The sequence below is a fragment of the Nocardioides anomalus genome (assembly GCF_011046535.1).
Taxonomy (GTDB): domain Bacteria; phylum Actinomycetota; class Actinomycetes; order Propionibacteriales; family Nocardioidaceae; genus Nocardioides; species Nocardioides anomalus.
In genome coordinates this window covers 647,177-664,200 of record NZ_CP049257.1, presented here as the reverse complement: position 1 = coordinate 664,200, position 17,024 = coordinate 647,177, and the positions used below count along the sequence as shown (strand labels likewise).

Here is a 17,024-nt window from a genome sequence, read left to right as displayed (position 1 = left end):
ACTACTTGAACTCGATGCGCAGCAGCCGCCAGATCCCCAGGGCCAGCGGGACGACCAGCCAGATGATGCCGGCGGTGAGGATCTGCGCCCACTGCTCGCCGGTCGGTGCGTAGTCGCCGGAGATGAGCGGCGTCTGGGCGGTGTTGAACTCGATCCACGGCGCGATGTCGTCGAACGTCGAGCTGAGCGCGCTCAGGATGCCGACGGCGGTGGGCAGGATGAGCGAGTAGGCGAAGTAGCCGACGATCGCGCCCGGGGTGTTCATGATCAGCATGGCGATCGCGAAGCCGGTGAAGATGCCGATCAGGTTGGCCAGGAACAGCGCGCTGAACAGCATGTCGCCGGTCACCGACCACTCCGGGCTGGCCCCGGTGACCATGCCCAGCACGGTGCCGAGCAGGGCGAGGACGAAGCCGAGGACCATCACGCCGATGCCCAGGGCGACGCCGGCGATGAACTTGGCCAGCACCACCCGCGAGCGCCGCGGCTCGAGGGTGAAGGTGACCAGCCCGTTGCGCTGGCTGGCCTCGCTGGTCACCAGCATGATCACGATGATCGGCAGGAAGAAGCCGAAGATCGCCCCCGGGATCTGCAGGTAGTCGTCGAGGTTCTTCAGGTCGTCGGACGCGGCGAAGCTGTAGATCACCTCGACCACCACGATCAGGGCCAGGATCGAGATGATCAGCCAGCGGCCGGCACGGGTGTCGAGCGCCTTGCGGGCCTCGACCTGGGCCAGCCGCAGCAGGGGTACGCCGGGCGTGTTGGTGGTGTCGATGCTCGGGTTCGCGGTGGCGGTGCTCATGCCTGGGCTCCTTGCGTGGGGGCGGCCGGGGCGGCCGCGGCGGGCGCGATGGCCTCGCGCTGGGTGTCCTCGGTGAGCGAGAGGAACAGCTCCTCCAGCCCGCCGTCGGCGGCACGCAGGTCGGTCAGGACGATGCCCTGTTCGACCGAGAGCCGGCCGACCTCGACCGGCGCGGTCTCCACCCGCAGGCCGGAGCCGGCGGGCGTCACCGTGACGCCCTTCTCGCGCAGCGCCTTGGCCAGCAGCTCGTTGTCGAGCGCGGTGACCAGGGAGGTCGTGTGCTCCGAGCCGGCGAGGAGCTCGTCCTTGGTGCCGCTGGCCACGATCTTGCCGCGCCCGATGAGGATCATCTCGTCGGCGATCTGCTCGACCTCGTGGAGCAGGTGGCTGGACAGGAGCACCGTGCCCCCGCGGTCGGCGTAGGACTTGAGCAGCCCGCGCATCCACCGGATGCCGGCCGGGTCCAGGCCGTTGGCCGGCTCGTCGAGGATCAGCACCGACGGGTCGCCGAGCAGGGCGTGGGCGATGCCGAGGCGCTGCTTCATGCCGAGGGAGTAGTTGCGCAGCCGGCGCTTGGACTCGGTCGCGTCGAGCGAGACCAGCGCGAGCATCTCGTCCACGCGCGAGGCCGGGAGACCCATGGTCTGCGCGCCGATGGTGAGGATCTCGCGACCGGTGCGCCCGGCGTGCTGCGCCGAGGCGTCGAGGAGCACGCCGACGTGGCGACCGGGGTTGGGGATGTCCTTGTAGAGGTGGCCCCCGATGGTGACGCGGCCCGCGGTGGGCGGGGTGAGCCCGACCATGACACGCATGGTGGTCGTCTTGCCGGCGCCGTTCGGGCCCAGGAAGCCGGTGACCCGACCGGGCTGGCAGACGAAGCTGACGTCGTCGACGGCGGTGAAGGCGCCGTACTTCCGGGTGAGTCCTTCGACGGTGATCATGGCTCCAGCCTGCCGAACACCCACGCTGCGCGCATCGTCTGTTCGTCACCCTTCGAGCCAGACCAAAGTAGGGGTCGGCGGGCGACCAGCGCAGCCTGCGCGGCGGACCACGGTCCGCCTAGCCTGAGGTCGTGCAGGAGGAGTGCGGGCGCCCGGCCCCGGCGGCCTACCAGCCGCGGGTGACCGCGTGGGGCACCACGTGGCGGGTCCTGCTCATGCTCGGCTTCAGCGCGATCGGCTGGCTGCCGATCGTCGACGACCAGGCCGAGTGGCTGTGGATGCTCGACGTCACGCTCGGCGTGGCCAGCTTCGTGCTCGTGTTCTTCCGCCGCCGCTGGCCGCTCGCCGTCGCGGTCCTGACCAACCTGTTCGCCGCGGTCTCCGGCCTCTCCAGCGGCCCGGCCGTGCTCGCGCTGGCCTCGATCGCCACCCGGCGCCGCTGGCGGGAGATGGCGCTGGCGGGCTCGGTGTCCTTCGCCGGGGCGATGTTCTTCGCCACCTCCCAGCCCGGCACGACCAACGACCCGTGGTGGCTCAACCTCTCCGTCACGATCATCGCCACCGCGGCCGTGCTCGGCTGGGGGGCTCTACATCGGCTCGCGCCGCGAGCTCATCTGGACGCTGCGGCACCGCGCCGAGAGCGCCGAGGCCGAACAGGAGCTGCGCGTGGCCCAGGCCCGCGCCAACGAGCGCGCCCGGATCGCCCGCGAGATGCACGACGTGCTGGCCCACCGGATCTCCCAGGTCTCCATGCACGCCGGCGCCCTGGCCTTCCGCGAGGACCTCACCCCCGAGCAGGTGCGCGAGAGCGCGACCGTCATCCGCGAGAAGGCCCACGAGGCGCTCACCGACCTGCGCGGCGTCCTCGGCGTGCTGCGCGACGGCGACGGGGAGCTCACGCTCGCCCCGCAGCCGACGTACGCCGACCTGGGTCGCCTCGTCGAGGAGGCCCGCGAGTCCGGGCTCAACGTCCAGCTGCACGACGACGTCGCCACGGCCGACGACGTGCCGCTGGCCGCCGGCCGCACGCTCTACCGCATCGTCCAGGAGGGCATCACCAACGCCCGCAAGCACGCCCCCGGCACCCTGCTCAGCGTGGAGCTGACCGGCTCGCCCGAGGACGGCCTCGACGTGGTGCTGCGCAACCCGCTCGGCTTCGGCAGCCAGACCCCCGGCGCCGGCCTCGGCCTGGTCGGTCTGTCCGAGCGCGCCGAGCTGCGCGGCGGCCGGCTCGAGGCCCGCCGCGACGGCACCAGCTTCGTGCTGCACGGGTGGATCCCGTGGGCGGCATGAGCACCCGCCTGCTCGTGGTCGACGACGACCCGCTCGTGCGCTCCGCGCTCGTGCTCATGCTCGGCGGCCAGCCCGACGTCGAGGTGGTCGGCGAGGCCGTGGACGGCCTCGACGCGCTCCGCAAGGTCGACGAGCTCCGCCCGTCCGTCGTGCTCATGGACATCCGGATGCCGCGCATGGACGGCCTCGAGGCCACCAGGGCGCTGCACACGCGCCCGGACCCGCCCCACGTCATCGTGCTGACCACCTTCGACGCCGACGAGCACGTCGTCGGCGCCCTCGGCGCCGGCGCCGACGGCTTCCTGCTCAAGGACACCCCGCCGCCCCAGATCCTCGAGGCCGTCCGCGCGGTCGCCGACGGCGACCCGATGCTCTCCCCCTCGGTGACCCGCACGCTCATCGAGCGCCTGCGCACCGACGCCGGCGACGACCGCGCCGACGCCGCGCGCGCCCGCCTCGCCGTCCTCACCGACCGCGAGCAGGACGTCGCCCTCGCCGTCGGTCGCGGGCTCACCAACGCCGAGATCGCCCGCGAGCTCCACCTCTCGGTGCCCACGGTCAAGGCCCACGTCTCGCGGCTCTTCGACAAGCTGCGCGTCACCAACCGCGTCCAGATCGCCATCTGCGTCCACGACGCGGGCCTGGTCTGAGCTCAGACCTCGAAGACCGCGCCGGCGCGGGCCAGGTCGGCGGGGCCGTCCCAGACCTGCTGGGCCTCGGTGAGCATGTCCCGGGGCTCGTACCAGGGCGGCACGTGGGTGAGCACCAGCGACTGCACGCCCGAGTCGCGGGCCAGGCGGCCGCAGTCGGCGCCGGTGAGGTGGATGCCCGGCGGGTTGGCCGCGCCCTCGTGGAAGGACGCCTCGGCCAGCAGCAGGTGCGCGCCCCTGGCCACGTCCTCGAGCTGCGGGCAGGGGGCGGTGTCGCCGGTGTAGGCGAGCAGCCGGCCGCCGGCGGACACCCGGAGCCCGTAGGCCTCGACGGGGTGGTCGACGCGGACCGCCTGCACGGTGAACGGCCCGATCCGGGCCGGCTCCCCCGGCGTCCAGGTCCGGAAGTCGAACTCCAGCGTCATGCCCGGGTCCTCGGGGAGGTCGTACGCGCGGGCCATGCGCCCCGCCGTACCGCTCGGGCCGTAGACGGGCAGCCGCGGCTGGGCGCCCTCGGGGTGGTACTTGCGCATCACGTAGTAGCCGCACAGGTCCAGGCAGTGGTCGGCGTGCAGGTGGCTGAGCAGCACGGCGTCGACGGCCAGCGGGTCGGCGTACCGGTGCAGCGCGCCGAGCGCCCCGCTGCCGAGGTCCACCAGGACCCGCCAGGTGCGCCCGCCGTCGTCGTGCTCGAGCAGGTAGCAGGACGCGGGCGAGTCCGGCCCCGGGTAGGAGCCGCTGCAGCCGACGGTCGTGAGCCTCACGCGAGCCCGCCCGCGAACTGCGTGGCCGCCATCAGCTCGGCGCCGAGGAACCGGCGCCCGATGGTCTCGAACTCCTCGGGCAGGCCGGTGGTCGCGAAGGTGTACGTCGCCTCGCCGGACCCGCGCATCAGCCCGGTCGCGGTGAGCATCTTGTAGACGTCCTTGGCGCACTCCTCGGCGCTGCTGACCAGCGTGACGCCGTCCCCCATGACGTAGGAGATGACGCCGGTCAGCAGCGGGTAGTGCGTGCACCCGAGGATCAGCGTGTCCACGCCGGCGGCCGAGAGCGGGTCGAGGTAGTCGTGCGCGGCGGCCAGCAGCTCGTCGCCGCCGGTGATGCCCGACTCGACGAAGTCCACGAACCGCGGGCACGCCCGGGTGGTCAGCTCCACGTGCGGCGCCGCGGCGAACGCGTCCTCGTAGGCCATCGACTCCTGGGTGGCCCGCGTGCAGATCACGCCGATCTTCCCGGTCCGCGTGGCCGCCACCGCCCGGCGCGTGGCGGGCAGGATGACCTCGACCACCGGGACGTCGTAGCGCTCCCGCGCGTCGCGCAGCATCGCCGCGCTCGCGCTGTTGCAGGCGATGACCAGCGCCTTGACGCCCTGGGCGTAGAGGTGGTCCAGGCACTCCAGGGCGTACTCGCGGACCTCCGCGATCGGCTTGGGCCCGTACGGCTGCCGGGCGGTGTCGCCGAGGTAGTGCACCGACTCGTGCGGCAGCTGGTCGATCACCGACCGCGCCACCGTCAGCCCCCCGAACCCGGAGTCGAAGATCCCGATGGGGGCGTCAACGGCGGGCACGACCGCCAAGCCTAGGTGGCCCGGGCGCCCGGCGCACCGTGTCCTCGCCCACGTGCGGCCCCGGTGTGACGCCCACCCCAGGGTTCGTCCGTCTCGGGGACAACCGCCTCCCGAGCGAGCACAGTGGGCGCGTGGCGGACGAGCAGCAGGATCGCCTGGACCAGGCGCTGCGGGACAAGACGGTCGCGGAGGAGGCCCTGCGCGACCTGCAGGCGCGCGTCGACAACGCCCAGCGGCTGGCCAACATCGGCGACTACGACTGGGAGATCGCCACCGACACCAACCGGTGGTCCGACCAGCTCTACCGCATCTTCGGCCACGAGCCGCAGTCCTTCGACGGCACCTACGAGCGCTTCCTCTCGATGGTCCACCCCGACGACCGCGAGACGGTCCAGGCCACCCACCAGCGCGCCTACGCCACCGGCGAGCCCTACGAGATGGTCGAGCGCATCGTCCGCCCCGACGGCGAGGTCCGCTACCTCTCCACCAACGGCCAGGTCCTCACCGACGACTCCGGCACGCCGCTCCGCTTCCGCGGCACCTGCGTCGACATCACCGACCGGATCCGTGCGGAGCAGGCGCGCGAACGCCACGCCGCCGACGCCCACGAGGCCGAGACCCGCCGCCAGGCGGCACTCGAGATCAACGACTCGGTGGTCCAGGGCCTGACCGCAGCGCTGTACGCGCTCGAGCTCGAGGACGACGCGGCTGTGCGCGACTACGTACGCCGGACGCTGGACAGCGCGCGAGCGATCATCACCGACCTCATCGCTCCCGCCGACGGCCGGGTGGCCCCCGGTGACCTGGTGCGGACCACGCCTTCTGCGTTGCCGTCCTGAGCTCACGGTCCTGGCTTCTCGCTCGCCCGTCGCCGGTTCTTGACCGTACTGGGACCAATTACGTAGCGGCCGCGCGCTTACCACCCCGACTCCCGCTGTCAAGGACGCTACGCGCCACTTCGTGGCGGACGGCGGCCTTCGGCGAGAGGTCCGTCCTTGACAGCGGGACCCGGTCTGGCTGGTAGGGGCGCGCTGAGGGCGAGGCTGCGCCCCGCCCCACGAAAGCGCGGCCGCCTTCGGCGACCACGCTGCGGTCCCCATGTGCGAATGACCTCGACCTCACTCCCACCCACCCAAGTGAAGGCGAAGGCGAGGGTGCCGCCGCCAGACCAGGCCGCCTGTGGGCTGACCCGGCCCCCGCCGGACCGGAGCCCCCTCGCCGAACGCTAGACCCGCGGCGTGGGGCACGCATGCCGGACGTAATGGGGCTGGGAGCAGTCGCGTGCAACACGGCGTCGGTTGCGTTCGGTGAGGGGGCTGCGGTCCGGCGGAGGCCGGGTCAGTCCACAGGCGGCCGGACCCGAGAGCCCGCACCACGAGACGAAGCACCCAGACCAGAAGACCTAGTCGAACAGTCGCGGCTGGGGCGGCCCGAGAGCCGGGTCCACCCCGTCGAAGAGGTCGCTGATCGACTCCCCGTGGTGGATCCGCTCGATCGCGGCGGCGAAGAGGTCCGCGACGGACCGCACCTCCAGCTCCGGCCACCCGGTCGGCGCCGGGACCGTGTCGGTGGTGACGACCTCGGTGATCATCGGGTGACCGCGCAGGCGCTCGACGGCCTTGCCCACGAAGAGCCCGTGGGTGCACGCCACGCTGGCGGAGGCGCACCCCTGCTCGGCCAGCCGGTCCAGGAGCTCGAGGATCGAGCCGCCGGTGGCGATCTCGTCGTCGAGGATGATCGCCCGCTTGCCCTCGACATCGCCCACGATGGCGTCGATGACGACGCGGTCGTCGGCGAGGCGCTTCTTGCTGCCGGCGGCGACGGGGATGCCGAGGAGGCGGGAGAACTGGGTCGCGGTCTTGGCGTTGCCGAAGTCGGGGCTGACCACGACGGCGTTCGAGAGGTCCTGACCGAGGAAGTGCTCGGCCAGGATGCCGAGGGCGGTGAGGTGGTCGACGGGGATGGAGAAGAAGCCGTGGACCTGCGGGGCGTGGAGCTCCATGGTCAGCACCCGCTGCGCTCCGGCGGTCACCAGCATGTCCGCGACGAGCCGGCCGCCGATGGACAGGCGGCTGGCGTCCTTCTTGTCGGAGCGGGCGTAGGCGTAGTACGGGATGACGGCGGTGATCTGGGCCGCCGAGGCGCCGCGGGCGGCGTCGAGCATGAGGAGCAGCTCCATGAGGTGCTCCTGGGTGGGCGGGGCGAGCGGCTGGACGATGTAGACGTCGCGCTGGCGGCAGTTCGCCTGCAGCTGGGCCTGGAGGCAGTCGTTGCTGAAGCGGGTGATCTCGACCGAGCTGAGCTCCACGCCGAGCGACTCGCACACCTTGGCGGCGAACGGACGGTGGCCGGAGCCGCTGAAGACGACGATCTCGCGCACGTTCGACTCCCGGGTGGTCACTCGACGTCGGGACTGTAGTCGCGGGCCAGGGCGTACGCCATGGCCCGTCCGCGCGGGGTGCGGCCGGCGATCTCGCGCTCGGTCGGGAACGGGTTGAACCGGCACCCCTGGAGCCCCTTGGACTGCTGCTGCATCACGGGCGCGAGCCGGCCGGGGCCGGGGCACTGGGCGTGGCCCAGGCCGAGCCAGTGGCCGGTCTCGTGGTTGACGACCATGTGGCGGTAGTCGCGCAGGGCCAGGTGGGCGGCGTTCCAGGCGGGCGAGGCGTGCTTCCAGCGCTCCTGGTTGATGATGACGAACCGGCCGACGCGACAGCTCCACTCGGCACTGCAGCCGGAGGAGAAGCGGGGCAGGTACGACGCCTCGGCCAGCACGAGCGTGAACGCCCCGCCGCGCGCGACCGGGACGAAGCGGATGCCGGACGAGCGCCAGCCGCGCGGGTCGTCGTAGGTCTCCTGGGCCTGGCGGCGGAACTCCCTGAGGCTCGTGGTGATCCGGCCGCGGGTCTCGACGTGGTAGCGCACGGTCCGGCGCACGTCGATGCGGTGCGCCACCTGGGCGGTGCGGACGGTGACGGTGAGCGGGTCGTAGCCGGGCGCCTCGGCGGTGACCTCCAGGGCCAGGCGGTGACCGACGTCGCCGGGGCGGACGGCGTACGTGCGGGCGGTGCTGCCGTCGGGCCAGCGGTAGCTGACGTCGGGGTCGGGCGCCGAGAAGCGGCCCGGGCGCGCCTTGAGGGTGTGGGTCCAGCGCGGCTCGCCGAGCACCCGCTGGCGCGTCGCGGTCATGGTGGCGCGGGCCACCGGAGCGGTGGGCGCGGAGATCGTGGAGCCGGTGGCGTCGGTGACCTGGACCGCGAGCGGGCGGTCGAGGTCGTCCAGGCCGGGGGTGTACGTCGGGGCGGTGGCGCCCGGGACGGGGGCGCCGGCGCGCAGCCACTGGTAGGCCACGCCCGGCTCGGCCGCGGAGGCGGTGAGCGGCTGGCCGTACACGGCCGCGCCGGTGATGGTCGGCGGGGCCGGGGCGGCGTCGGCCGCGGGAGCGAGGAGGAGCGAGAGGGCCAGGGTCAGGCCCAGAGCTGCCCCTCGAGCGCGTCCTCGGCCTCGTCGACGGTCCCCTCGTAGGCCCCGGTCGAGAGGTACTTCCAGCCGCCGTCGCACACCACGAAGGCTATGTCGGCCGCTTCGCCGGCCTTCATCGCCTTCGCCGCCTGGGCCAGCGCGGCGTGCAGGATCGCCCCGGTGGAGATGCCCGCGAAGATGCCCTCGAGCTCGAGGAGCTCGCGCACCCGGCGTACGGCGTCGCGCGGACCGACCGAGAACCGGGCGTCGATGAGGTCGGCGTCGTAGAGCTCCGGCACGAAGCCCTCGTCGAGGTTGCGCAGGCCGTAGACCAGCTCGCCGTAGCGCGGCTCGGCGGCCACGATCCGCACGTCGGGCTTGGCGCCGCGGAAGAACCGCGAGACGCCCATGAGCGTGCCGGTGGTGCCGAGCCCGCCGACGAAGTGGGTGACGCTGGGGAGGTCGGCCAGGATCTCCGGGCCCGTGCCCTGCTCGTGGGCGAGGGAGTTGGCCTCGTTGCCGTACTGGTAGAGCATCACCCAGTCCGGGTGCTCCTCGGCGACCTGCTTGGCCACGCGCACCGCCTCGTTGGAGCCGCCGGCGGCGGGCGAGGTGATGATCTCGGCGCCCCACATCCGCAGCAGCTGGCGGCGCTCCTCGGAGGTGTTCTCCGGCATCACGCAGACCATGCGGTAGCCCTTGAGCTTGGCCGCCATGGCCAGCGAGATGCCGGTGTTGCCCGACGTCGGCTCCAGGATCGTGCAGCCCGGGCGCAGCAGCCCCTCCTTCTCGGCCTCCTCGACCATCCGCAGTGCCGGACGGTCCTTGATGGACCCGGTGGGGTTGCGGTCCTCGAGCTTGGCCCACAGGCGCACGTCGGGGCTCGGCGACAGCCTCGGCAGCCCGACCAGCGGCGTGCCGCCGACCGAGGCGAGGAGGTTGTCGAACCGGGTCATCGGAGCACCGCCGCGGGGTCGAAGTCGTCGAGCTGGATGATGCGCACCCGCGGCAACGGCGCGTTGAAGGCCCTGACGTCGTCCTCGAGGTCGAGGAGCTCCACGCCGAGCTGGGCGATCTGGGTGCTGAGGAACTCGCGCAGCGCGACGACCGCGACCCGGCGTTCGCCGTGGGCGAGCCGCTCGAGGTGCGGGGCGAAGTCGCCGTCGTGGCTGAGCAGCACCACGTCGTCGTCGCGGTCGAGGAGGGTGTCCATGGTCCGCTGGATGCCGATGTCGACGACCTTCTCGTCGTCGCGGCCGGACAGCGGGATCGGGCGGTACTTCATGGCCAGCAGCGCCTGGACGAACTGGGCCGGCAGCACGCCGCTCGAGGCGTTGAGGAAGAACAGGCCGAGCACCGGCTGGTGCCAGTGGGCCTCGAGGTACTCGGTCACCCGCTCCCACCGCGGGCGCTCCTCGGGGTGGGGCCGTCGGCCGAACAGGGAGCTCCCCAGCGTGGCGTCGATGTTCTCGCCGTCGATGAGGACGACTGTCCGGCCGGCCACGCTCAGCCGCCCGCGACCGCCGGCAGCACCGTGACGGAGTCGCCGTCGTTCAGGGGGGCCTCGAGACCGCCGAGGAAGCGGACGTCCTCGTCGTTGACGTAGACGTTGACGAAGCGGCGCAGGTCGCCGTTGTCGAGCAGGCGGTCCTTGATCCCGGAGTGCTTGGCCTCCAGGTCGTCGATGAGCGCGGCCAAGGTGGCGCCCTCACCGGTGACGGCCTTCTCGCCGTCGGTGTAGGTGCGCAGGATGGTGGGGATCCGGACCTCGATGGCCATCAGGTGGTGCTCCTCGTGGGTAGGTGCTCGACGACGGCCACCTCTTCCTCGGTGACCTCGCCGTCGACGATCTTGTAGGACCTGAACTCCACCGGGCCGTCGTTGTTCCCGTGCTCGCGTGTGCTCACCAACACGTAGTGCGCGCCGGGCTCCATCGCGAGCCCGATGTCGGTGCGGCTCGGGTAGGCCTCGGTGGCGGTGTGGGAGTGGTAGACGACGACCGGCTCCTCGTCGGCGGCGTCCATCTGCCGGTAGAGCTGGAGCAGGTCGGTGGAGTCGAACTCGTAGAACGTCGGGCTGCCCGCGGCGTTGACCATCTCGACCAGCCGCTCGGCCCGGTCACTGCCCGCCGGACCCGCGACCACCCCGCACGCCTCCACCGGGTGGTCCCGCTTGGCGTGCGCGACGATGGCGTCGTACGTCGCCCGGTCCAGTGTCAGCACCCCTCCAGCGTAGGGGTCGAGGCACACCGTCCCCGCGCCGCTCCCGCCAGGTAGGACGCCACCAGGGCGCCCGCCGCGAGGGCCCCCGCGGCCAGCAGGAAGCCCGTCGCGCGGCCCTCGGCGGCCGCGACCGTCGCCACCACCGCCAGGCCGACCGCGCCGCCGGCCTGTTGCGTGGTGTTCACGAAGCCCGACGCCACCCCCGCGTGCGCGGCCGGCGCCGCCCGCATGGCCAGCGTCGTCACCTGCGGCATGGCCAGCCCGAAGCCCGCGCCCATGACCACGAACCCCGGCGCCACGTGCACGGCGTACGACCCCTGGTCGGGCAGCTCCGCCATGCTCACCATCCCCGCCACGAACAGCAGCAGCCCGCCCACGAGGACCCGCTCGGCGCCGTACCTGCTCGCCAGCCGGCCGCTCAGCCCCAGGCTCGCCACCGCGATGGCCAGCGTCACCGGCAGGTAGGCCAGGCCCGTGTGCAGCGCGTCCAGGCCCAGGGTGTCCTGCAGGTAGAGCGCGGTGAGGAACTGGAAGGAGAAGCCCGCCACGGTCATCGTGAACAGCACCGCGTTGGGCAGCAGGAACCGCGTGTCCGTCAGCAGCGCCCGCACCCGGCCGCCGCTCGCGCCCGTCGGCTCGTCCCGGGGTACGACGACCAGGGCCGCCGCCAGCACCACCACCCCGATCGGCACGTTGACCCCGAACACCCACCGCCAGGTCGCCGTGTCCACCAGCACCCCGCCCGCCACCGTCCCGATCGACGCCCCCGCCGAGCCCACGAACGCCGCCAGCGCGAACCCCCGCGCCCGACCCGCCTCGTCGTCGTACAGCCGGGCGACCATGCCCAGCACCACCGCCGTCGTCAGCGCTCCCCCGGCGCCCTGCACCACCCGCGCCCCCACCAGGAACGCCGGGCTCGTGGCCACCCCGCACAGCGCCGACGCCACCGTGAAGACCGCCAGGCCCGCCAGGAACACCCGCCGTGCACCCACCACGTCGCCCAGCCGGCCCGCCGGCAGCAGCAGCACCGCGAAGGCCACGAAGAAGCCGTTGACCACCCACGACAACCCCGCCGCCCCGAACCCCAGGTCGTCCCGCACCGCCGGCAGCGCGACGTTCACCACCGTCCCGTCCAGGATCACCATCAGCTGCGTGGCCAGCAGCACGACCAGCGCCGCACCCTTCCTCGTCTCCATGATGCGACCGTAACAGATCGTTCCGTAACAGACCATCTGATGCGGACGTACCCTGGACCCGTGGACCTGTCCTTCCTGCTCAACCAGGTGTCGTACGCCTTCGCCGCCCGGCTGGCCGACGCCCTGGCCGAGGTCGAGCTGAGCGTGCGCGAGTACTGCGTGCTCTGGAAGGCCGCCGAGCAGCCCCGCACCCAGGCCGAGATCGCCACCCTCGCCGGCCTCGACAAGACCACGATGGTCGTCACCCTCGACCGCCTCACCGACCGCGGCCTGGCCCAGCGCACGCCCTCCCCCACCGACCGCCGCGCGCGGCTGGTCGACGTGACCGACGCCGGCGCGGACGCCTACGAGCGCGGGCGGGTCATCGTGGAGCGGGTGACCGAGGAGGTGCTGGGCACGCTCTCCGCCACGGACCGCGCGGCGTTCGTCCGCGGGCTCGAGGCGCTGGTCGGCGGCACCCTCGCCGAGCCCTCCCACGTGCGGCCCGAGCGCCGCAAGGAGATCCGCGCCGGCCGCTAGAACGGACTAGCTGGCGAGTGCGTGGATCAAGCTCTCCTGGAGGAGCCCCACCCAGTCGTAGATGTCGTGTGCCTGGGCGCGGGGGTCGTCGTCGGGGAGGGAGTACCAGTACTCCTCGTCGCCCTCCTCGACCTCGAGGCGGGTGGCCAGGGCCAGGCGCAGATCGGTGAACGAGCGCATCCAGGTCTCGGCGGTGGGCTCGTCGAGCTCGACGTCGATCATGAGTCCCTCCTCGGAGAGCTCGGGCGGGAGCCCGGCCTCCTCGAGGGTGTCGATGATGGTGATGGCGGCGTTGGCCTTGCCGTCGCGCAGCGAGCCCTCGGTGAAGCGGCGGAACTCGGCGGCGGCCTCCTCGTCGTGCTGGTACGCCGTGGGGAACAGCCGGGCGAGGACGGGGTCGTCGGGCTCGGTGGTGGGCCCGGAGAAGTCCATGAGGGCCTCGAACGGGTCGGCGTCGTCGCGTGGGACAGCGGCCTCGTTGCGCAGCAGCTCGACGAGCTGAGCGGCGAGCGAGCGGAGCAGGTCGGCCTCGAAGCCGGTGAAGGTGGCGATGACGCGCTTGCTCCTGCGGTGCCGGGTGAAGCCGGCCATCAACTCTGCTTGTCCAGGGTCGCCCACAGGCCGTACTCGTGCATGGCCTGCACGTCGCGCTCCATCTCCTCGCGGCTGCCGGAGCTGACCACGGACTTGCCGTCCTCGTGGACCTCCATCATCAGCTTCTCGGCCTTCTTTTCGTCATAGCCGAAGTACTTCTGGAACACGTAGGTGACGTACGACATCAGGTTCACCGGGTCGTTCCAGACGATCGTGACCCACGGCGTGGCCAGGACCGTGATCTCGTCGGGACTCAGGTCCGGTTCGACCTCGACGGGAGAAGCAGCGGACACACGTCCATCGTGGCACACGCCCAGGGCGCTGCGGCCGACGTCCGCTGGCGCCGCCTGACGTCGGCCGCAGCGTCCTAGGGTGGGTCCGTGGTGCCCACAGCCCTCCTGACCGACCACTACGAGCTGACGATGCTGCAGGCGGCCCTGGCGGGAGGTACGGCGGGGCGCCGGTCGGTCTTCGAGCTGTTCGGGCGGCGGCTGCCCGAGGGCCGGCGCTACGGCGTGGTGGCGGGTGTGGGGCGGGCGCTGGACGCGGTCGAGGAGTTCCGCTTCGACGACGAGGCCCTGGCGGCACTGGAGGGCGTGGTCGACGACGCGACGGTGGCGTGGCTGGCCGACTACGAGTTCACCGGCGACATCTGGGGCTACGCCGAGGGCGACGCCTACTTCGCGCACTCGCCGCTGCTGATCGTGGAGGCCAGCTTCGCCGAGGCGGTGGTGCTGGAGACGGTGCTGCTGTCGATCTACAACCACGACTCGGCCATCGCGTCGGCGGCCTCGCGGATGACGCTCATGGCCGGCGACCGGCCCTGCATCGAGATGGGCTCGCGGCGCACGCACGAGGAGGCGGCGGTGGCGGCCGCGCGGGCGGCGTACGTCGCCGGGTTCGCCAACACCTCCAACCTCGCGGCCCGCCAGCGCTACGGCGTGCCCACGGCCGGCACCAGCGCGCACTCCTTCACGCTGCTGCACGACAGCGAGGAGGAGGCGTTCCGCGCGCAGGTCAGCTCGCTCGGGCGGGGCACGACGCTGCTGGTCGACACCTACGACGTGGCCGAGGCGGTCCGCCTGGGCGTCGAGGTGGCCGGACCGGAGCTCGGCGCGGTGCGCATCGACTCCGGCGACCTCGGCGTGCTGGCCCACCAGGTCCGCCAGCAGCTCGACGACCTCGGGGCGACCCGGACCCGGATCGTGGTGACCAGCGACCTCGACGAGTACGCCATCGCCGCGCTGGCCAGCGCGCCGGTCGACGGGTACGGCGTCGGCACCCAGCTGGTCACCGGCAGTGGGCACCCGACCTCGGGCTTCGTCTACAAGCTGGTCGCCCGCGAGGACGCCGACGGTGAGCTGCAGTCGGTGGCGAAGAAGAGCGTGGACAAGATCTCGGTCGGCGGCCGCAAGTACGCCCTGCGCCGCCGCGACCCCGACGGCGTGGCCGAGGCCGAGGTGGTCGGCATCGGCACGCCGGGCCGCAACGACGGCGACGACCGCGAGCTGCTGGTGCCCCTGGTCAGGGACGGGCGGGTCGTCGGCCGCGAGACGCTCGACGCCGCCCGGCAGCGCCACCTCGACGCCCGGGCCGAGCTCCCGCTGGAGGTGCGCTCGATGAGCAAGGGCGACCCCGCCATCCCGACGGTGTTCGAGGGGGTCTGATGGCCGTCCTGACCTGCGACCTCTTCTCCGACTCCCTGGCCCGGGGCACCACCATCACGGTGGTCCTCCCCCAGTCCACCGAGGAGCAGATCGGCGTCGAGGCGCTCGAGGCCGTCGAGGAGGTCGAGAACGCCGGCCCGCCGCCCGTGCTCTACCTGCTCCACGGCCTGTCCGACGACCACACCGCGTGGACCCGCTACACCTCGATCGAGCGCTACGCCACCCAGCGCGGCCTGGCCGTGGTCATGCCCGCCGCGGACCGCAGCTTCTACGCCAACGAGGCGCACGGTCACCGCTACTGGGACTGGGTCTCCGAGGAGCTGCCGCGCGTCGTGGGCGAGTTCTTCCGCGTCTCCCAGGCGCCCGAGGACACGTTCGTGGCCGGCCTGTCCATGGGTGGGTACGGCGCGCTCAAGCTCGCCCTCACCCACCCCGACCGCTACGCGGCCGCCGCGAGCCTCTCCGGGGCCCTCGACGTGGCCTTCATCGCCGGCCAGCCGGACCGCGACGAGCTCGTCGGCCGGGTCTGGGACCACGAGATCACCCCCGAGAACGACCTGTTCGCGCTCCTCGAGGCCGCCCCGTCCGTGCCGCCGCTGCACGTGTCCTGCGGCACCGAGGACTGGTTGCTCCGCGCGAACCGGAGGTTCCTGGCCGCGGCCGAGGCCCGGGGCGTCGACGTCACCGCCGACCTCCGACCCGGCGGGCACGAGTGGGCTCTGTGGGACGCGGTGGTCCAGGACGTCATCGCCTGGCTGCCCCTGCGCTGAGCCCTAGAGTCGGCAGCGTGAAGAGCGCACTGATCGTCGTCGACGTCCAGAACGACTTCTGCGAGGGCGGCTCGCTGCCGGTGACCGGCGGCGCGCAGGTGGCCGCCGACATCGCCACCCTGCTGCGGGCCGGGTCGGCGTACGACCACGTGGTGGCGACCAAGGACCACCACGTCGACCCGGGCGACCACTGGTCGAAGGACCCGGACTTCAAGGACTCCTGGCCGGTGCACTGCCGGGTCGGCACCGACGGCGAGGCCTTCCACCCCAACCTCGACCCGCAGCCGTTCCACGCGATCTTCCTCAAAGGCGAGCACCAGGCGGCGTACAGCGGCTTCGAGGGCGCGCACGACGGCACGCCGCTCGCCCAGTGGCTGCGCGAGCGCGACGTCACCCGCGTCGACGTCTGCGGGATCGCCACCGACCACTGCGTGCGCGCCACCGCGCTGGACGCGGCCCGCGAGGGGTTCGAGACCGCGGTGCTGCTCGACCTCTGCGCGGGCGTCGCGCCGGAGACCACCGAGGCCGCGCTGGCCCAGCTGAGCGAGGCGGGCGTGACCCTTGCCGGAGACTGACCACCTGCGCGTCGAGCGGCGCGACGACGGCGCGCTCTGGCTCACCTTCGACCGCCCCGAGGTCCTCAACGCGCTCAGCGACGAGCTGAGCCTGGCCCTGGCCGAGCAGCTCGAGCTCGCCTCGTCCGACGACGCCGTCCGCTGCGTCGTGCTCACCGGCGCCGGCGGGTCCTTCAGCGCCGGCGCGGACATCTCCGGGGAGGACGCGGTCGAGCGCTTCGACGTCCGCGCGCTCGACGCGGCCAACCGGATCATCCGCGCGGTGACCTCCTGCGCCACGCCGGTCGTCGCGGCCGTGCGCGGCGTCGCCGCCGGCGTCGGCGCCTCCGCCGCGCTGGCCGCCGACCTGGTCGTGGCCCACGAGGACGCCCAGCTCCTGCTGGCCTTCGCGCGGATCGGGCTGATGCCCGACGGCGGCTCCTCGGCCACCGTCGCCGCCGCCACCGGCCGCGCCCGCGCCATGCGGATGGCCCTGCTCGGCGAGCCCCTCACCGGGCGCGAGGCGTACGACGCGGGCCTGGTCAGCCACGTCGCCGGCGCCGACTTCGACGAGGTCGTCGCCGGCGTGGTCGGCCGCCTCGTCCGCGGCGCGCCCCTGGCCCAAGCCGCCACCAAGAAGGCCGTCAACGCCGCCACCCTGCACCAGCTCGAGGCCGCCCTGGAGCGCGAGCGCACCGGTCAGACCGTCCTGCTGCGCACCGAGGACGCCGCCGAGGGCATGCGCGCCTTCGGCGAGCGTCGCCGCCCGGACTTCAAGAACCGCTAG

The 17,024-nt window shown here is 72.8% G+C and carries 22 protein-coding genes; 8 read left to right on the top strand and 14 right to left on the bottom strand.

Annotated elements, in window-relative coordinates:
• Position 1: 1 nt before the first annotated feature.
• The 3 genes from G5V58_RS03500 to G5V58_RS25790 all read right to left on the bottom strand — a co-directional run bounded on the left by G5V58_RS03500 (position 2) and on the right by G5V58_RS25790 (position 2,293).
• Positions 2-802: an ABC transporter permease gene (locus tag G5V58_RS03500; protein ID WP_165228800.1), complete on the bottom strand. Its 801-nt coding sequence runs from the start codon at positions 800-802 to the stop codon at positions 2-4.
• Complete coding sequence (locus tag G5V58_RS03495; RefSeq protein WP_165228798.1) at positions 799-1,743, bottom strand: ABC transporter ATP-binding protein; 945 nt, start codon at positions 1,741-1,743, stop codon at positions 799-801. The genes G5V58_RS03500 and G5V58_RS03495 overlap by 4 nt, the downstream gene beginning before the upstream one ends.
• A gap of 166 nt (positions 1,744-1,909) precedes the next feature.
• Positions 1,910-2,293 carry a hypothetical protein gene (locus G5V58_RS25790; RefSeq protein ID WP_230487048.1) on the bottom strand — a complete coding sequence of 128 codons (384 nt, stop codon included), beginning with the start codon at positions 2,291-2,293 and terminating at the stop codon, positions 1,910-1,912.
• A gap of 116 nt (positions 2,294-2,409) precedes the next feature.
• Between G5V58_RS25790 and G5V58_RS25785 the strand changes: the two genes are divergently transcribed.
• Together G5V58_RS25785 and G5V58_RS03485 are read left to right on the top strand one after the other, a co-directional pair.
• Positions 2,410-3,036, top strand: a complete 627-nt coding sequence (locus G5V58_RS25785; protein ID WP_230487047.1) for a sensor histidine kinase — start codon at positions 2,410-2,412, stop codon at positions 3,034-3,036.
• The gene (locus G5V58_RS03485; protein ID WP_165228796.1) at positions 3,033-3,686 is read left to right on the top strand and encodes a response regulator; all 654 of its coding nucleotides are present in this window, start codon (positions 3,033-3,035) and stop codon (positions 3,684-3,686) included. The genes G5V58_RS25785 and G5V58_RS03485 overlap by 4 nt, the downstream gene beginning before the upstream one ends.
• Positions 3,687-3,688: 2 nt before the next feature.
• On the opposite strand, the gene G5V58_RS03480 is transcribed toward G5V58_RS03485, so the two are convergent.
• Together G5V58_RS03480 and murI are read right to left on the bottom strand one after the other, a co-directional pair.
• Entirely contained in the window at positions 3,689-4,450 is a 762-nt protein-coding gene (locus G5V58_RS03480; RefSeq protein ID WP_165228794.1) for an MBL fold metallo-hydrolase, read from the bottom strand.
• The gene (gene murI / locus G5V58_RS03475) at positions 4,447-5,253 is read right to left on the bottom strand and encodes a glutamate racemase (protein WP_230487046.1); all 807 of its coding nucleotides are present in this window, start codon (positions 5,251-5,253) and stop codon (positions 4,447-4,449) included. Before murI ends, G5V58_RS03480 begins: the two co-directional genes overlap by 4 nt.
• 131 nt (positions 5,254-5,384) lie before the next feature.
• On the opposite strand from murI, the gene G5V58_RS03470 reads away from it, so the two are divergent.
• Positions 5,385-6,092, top strand: a complete 708-nt coding sequence (locus tag G5V58_RS03470; RefSeq protein ID WP_165228790.1) for a PAS domain-containing protein — start codon at positions 5,385-5,387, stop codon at positions 6,090-6,092.
• Between the two features lie 563 nt (positions 6,093-6,655).
• Here the strand turns inward: G5V58_RS03470 and G5V58_RS03465 are convergent.
• The 7 genes from G5V58_RS03465 to G5V58_RS03435 all read right to left on the bottom strand — a co-directional run bounded on the left by G5V58_RS03465 (position 6,656) and on the right by G5V58_RS03435 (position 12,133).
• Positions 6,656-7,633 (bottom strand): ribose-phosphate diphosphokinase, encoded by a 978-nt coding sequence (locus tag G5V58_RS03465; protein WP_165238587.1) that lies wholly within the window; start codon positions 7,631-7,633, stop codon positions 6,656-6,658.
• Between the two features lie 17 nt (positions 7,634-7,650).
• Positions 7,651-8,646: a DUF3152 domain-containing protein gene (locus G5V58_RS03460; RefSeq protein WP_165228788.1), complete on the bottom strand. Its 996-nt coding sequence runs from the start codon at positions 8,644-8,646 to the stop codon at positions 7,651-7,653.
• A 74-nt stretch (positions 8,647-8,720) separates the two neighbouring features.
• A complete protein-coding gene (locus tag G5V58_RS03455) occupies positions 8,721-9,671 on the bottom strand; it encodes a PLP-dependent cysteine synthase family protein (RefSeq protein WP_165228786.1) in 951 nt (316 codons plus the stop codon).
• Complete coding sequence (locus G5V58_RS03450) at positions 9,668-10,219, bottom strand: NYN domain-containing protein (RefSeq protein WP_165228784.1); 552 nt, start codon at positions 10,217-10,219, stop codon at positions 9,668-9,670. The genes G5V58_RS03455 and G5V58_RS03450 overlap by 4 nt, the downstream gene beginning before the upstream one ends.
• 2 nt (positions 10,220-10,221) lie before the next feature.
• Positions 10,222-10,494, bottom strand: a complete 273-nt coding sequence (locus tag G5V58_RS03445) for a MoaD/ThiS family protein (protein WP_165228782.1) — start codon at positions 10,492-10,494, stop codon at positions 10,222-10,224.
• Positions 10,494-10,937: a Mov34/MPN/PAD-1 family protein gene (locus G5V58_RS03440; RefSeq protein WP_165228780.1), complete on the bottom strand. Its 444-nt coding sequence runs from the start codon at positions 10,935-10,937 to the stop codon at positions 10,494-10,496. Before G5V58_RS03440 ends, G5V58_RS03445 begins: the two co-directional genes overlap by 1 nt.
• The gene (locus G5V58_RS03435; protein ID WP_165228778.1) at positions 10,931-12,133 is read right to left on the bottom strand and encodes an MFS transporter; all 1,203 of its coding nucleotides are present in this window, start codon (positions 12,131-12,133) and stop codon (positions 10,931-10,933) included. Before G5V58_RS03435 ends, G5V58_RS03440 begins: the two co-directional genes overlap by 7 nt.
• A 60-nt stretch (positions 12,134-12,193) precedes the next feature.
• On the opposite strand from G5V58_RS03435, the gene G5V58_RS03430 reads away from it, so the two are divergent.
• Positions 12,194-12,652: a MarR family winged helix-turn-helix transcriptional regulator gene (locus G5V58_RS03430; RefSeq protein ID WP_230487045.1), complete on the top strand. Its 459-nt coding sequence runs from the start codon at positions 12,194-12,196 to the stop codon at positions 12,650-12,652.
• A 6-nt stretch (positions 12,653-12,658) separates the two neighbouring features.
• Here the strand turns inward: G5V58_RS03430 and G5V58_RS03425 are convergent, their stop codons facing one another.
• Positions 12,659-13,243 (bottom strand): DUF2017 domain-containing protein, encoded by a 585-nt coding sequence (locus tag G5V58_RS03425; protein ID WP_165228774.1) that lies wholly within the window; start codon positions 13,241-13,243, stop codon positions 12,659-12,661.
• The gene (clpS, locus tag G5V58_RS03420) at positions 13,243-13,539 is read right to left on the bottom strand and encodes an ATP-dependent Clp protease adapter ClpS (protein ID WP_196240554.1); all 297 of its coding nucleotides are present in this window, start codon (positions 13,537-13,539) and stop codon (positions 13,243-13,245) included. Before clpS ends, G5V58_RS03425 begins: the two co-directional genes overlap by 1 nt.
• Before the next feature lie 90 nt (positions 13,540-13,629).
• Here clpS and G5V58_RS03415 point away from each other — a divergent pair, with 90 nt between their 5' ends.
• From G5V58_RS03415 to G5V58_RS03400, 4 genes are read left to right on the top strand one after another with little or no spacing between them, the layout of a single operon-like run.
• Positions 13,630-14,913 (top strand): nicotinate phosphoribosyltransferase, encoded by a 1,284-nt coding sequence (locus G5V58_RS03415; RefSeq protein WP_230487318.1) that lies wholly within the window; start codon positions 13,630-13,632, stop codon positions 14,911-14,913.
• Positions 14,913-15,683: an alpha/beta hydrolase gene (locus tag G5V58_RS03410; RefSeq protein WP_165228770.1), complete on the top strand. Its 771-nt coding sequence runs from the start codon at positions 14,913-14,915 to the stop codon at positions 15,681-15,683. The genes G5V58_RS03415 and G5V58_RS03410 overlap by 1 nt, the downstream gene beginning before the upstream one ends.
• Positions 15,684-15,700: 17 nt before the next feature.
• Complete coding sequence (locus G5V58_RS03405; protein WP_165228768.1) at positions 15,701-16,258, top strand: nicotinamidase; 558 nt, start codon at positions 15,701-15,703, stop codon at positions 16,256-16,258.
• A complete protein-coding gene (locus G5V58_RS03400) occupies positions 16,245-17,024 on the top strand; it encodes an enoyl-CoA hydratase-related protein (RefSeq protein ID WP_165228766.1) in 780 nt (259 codons plus the stop codon). Before G5V58_RS03405 ends, G5V58_RS03400 begins: the two co-directional genes overlap by 14 nt.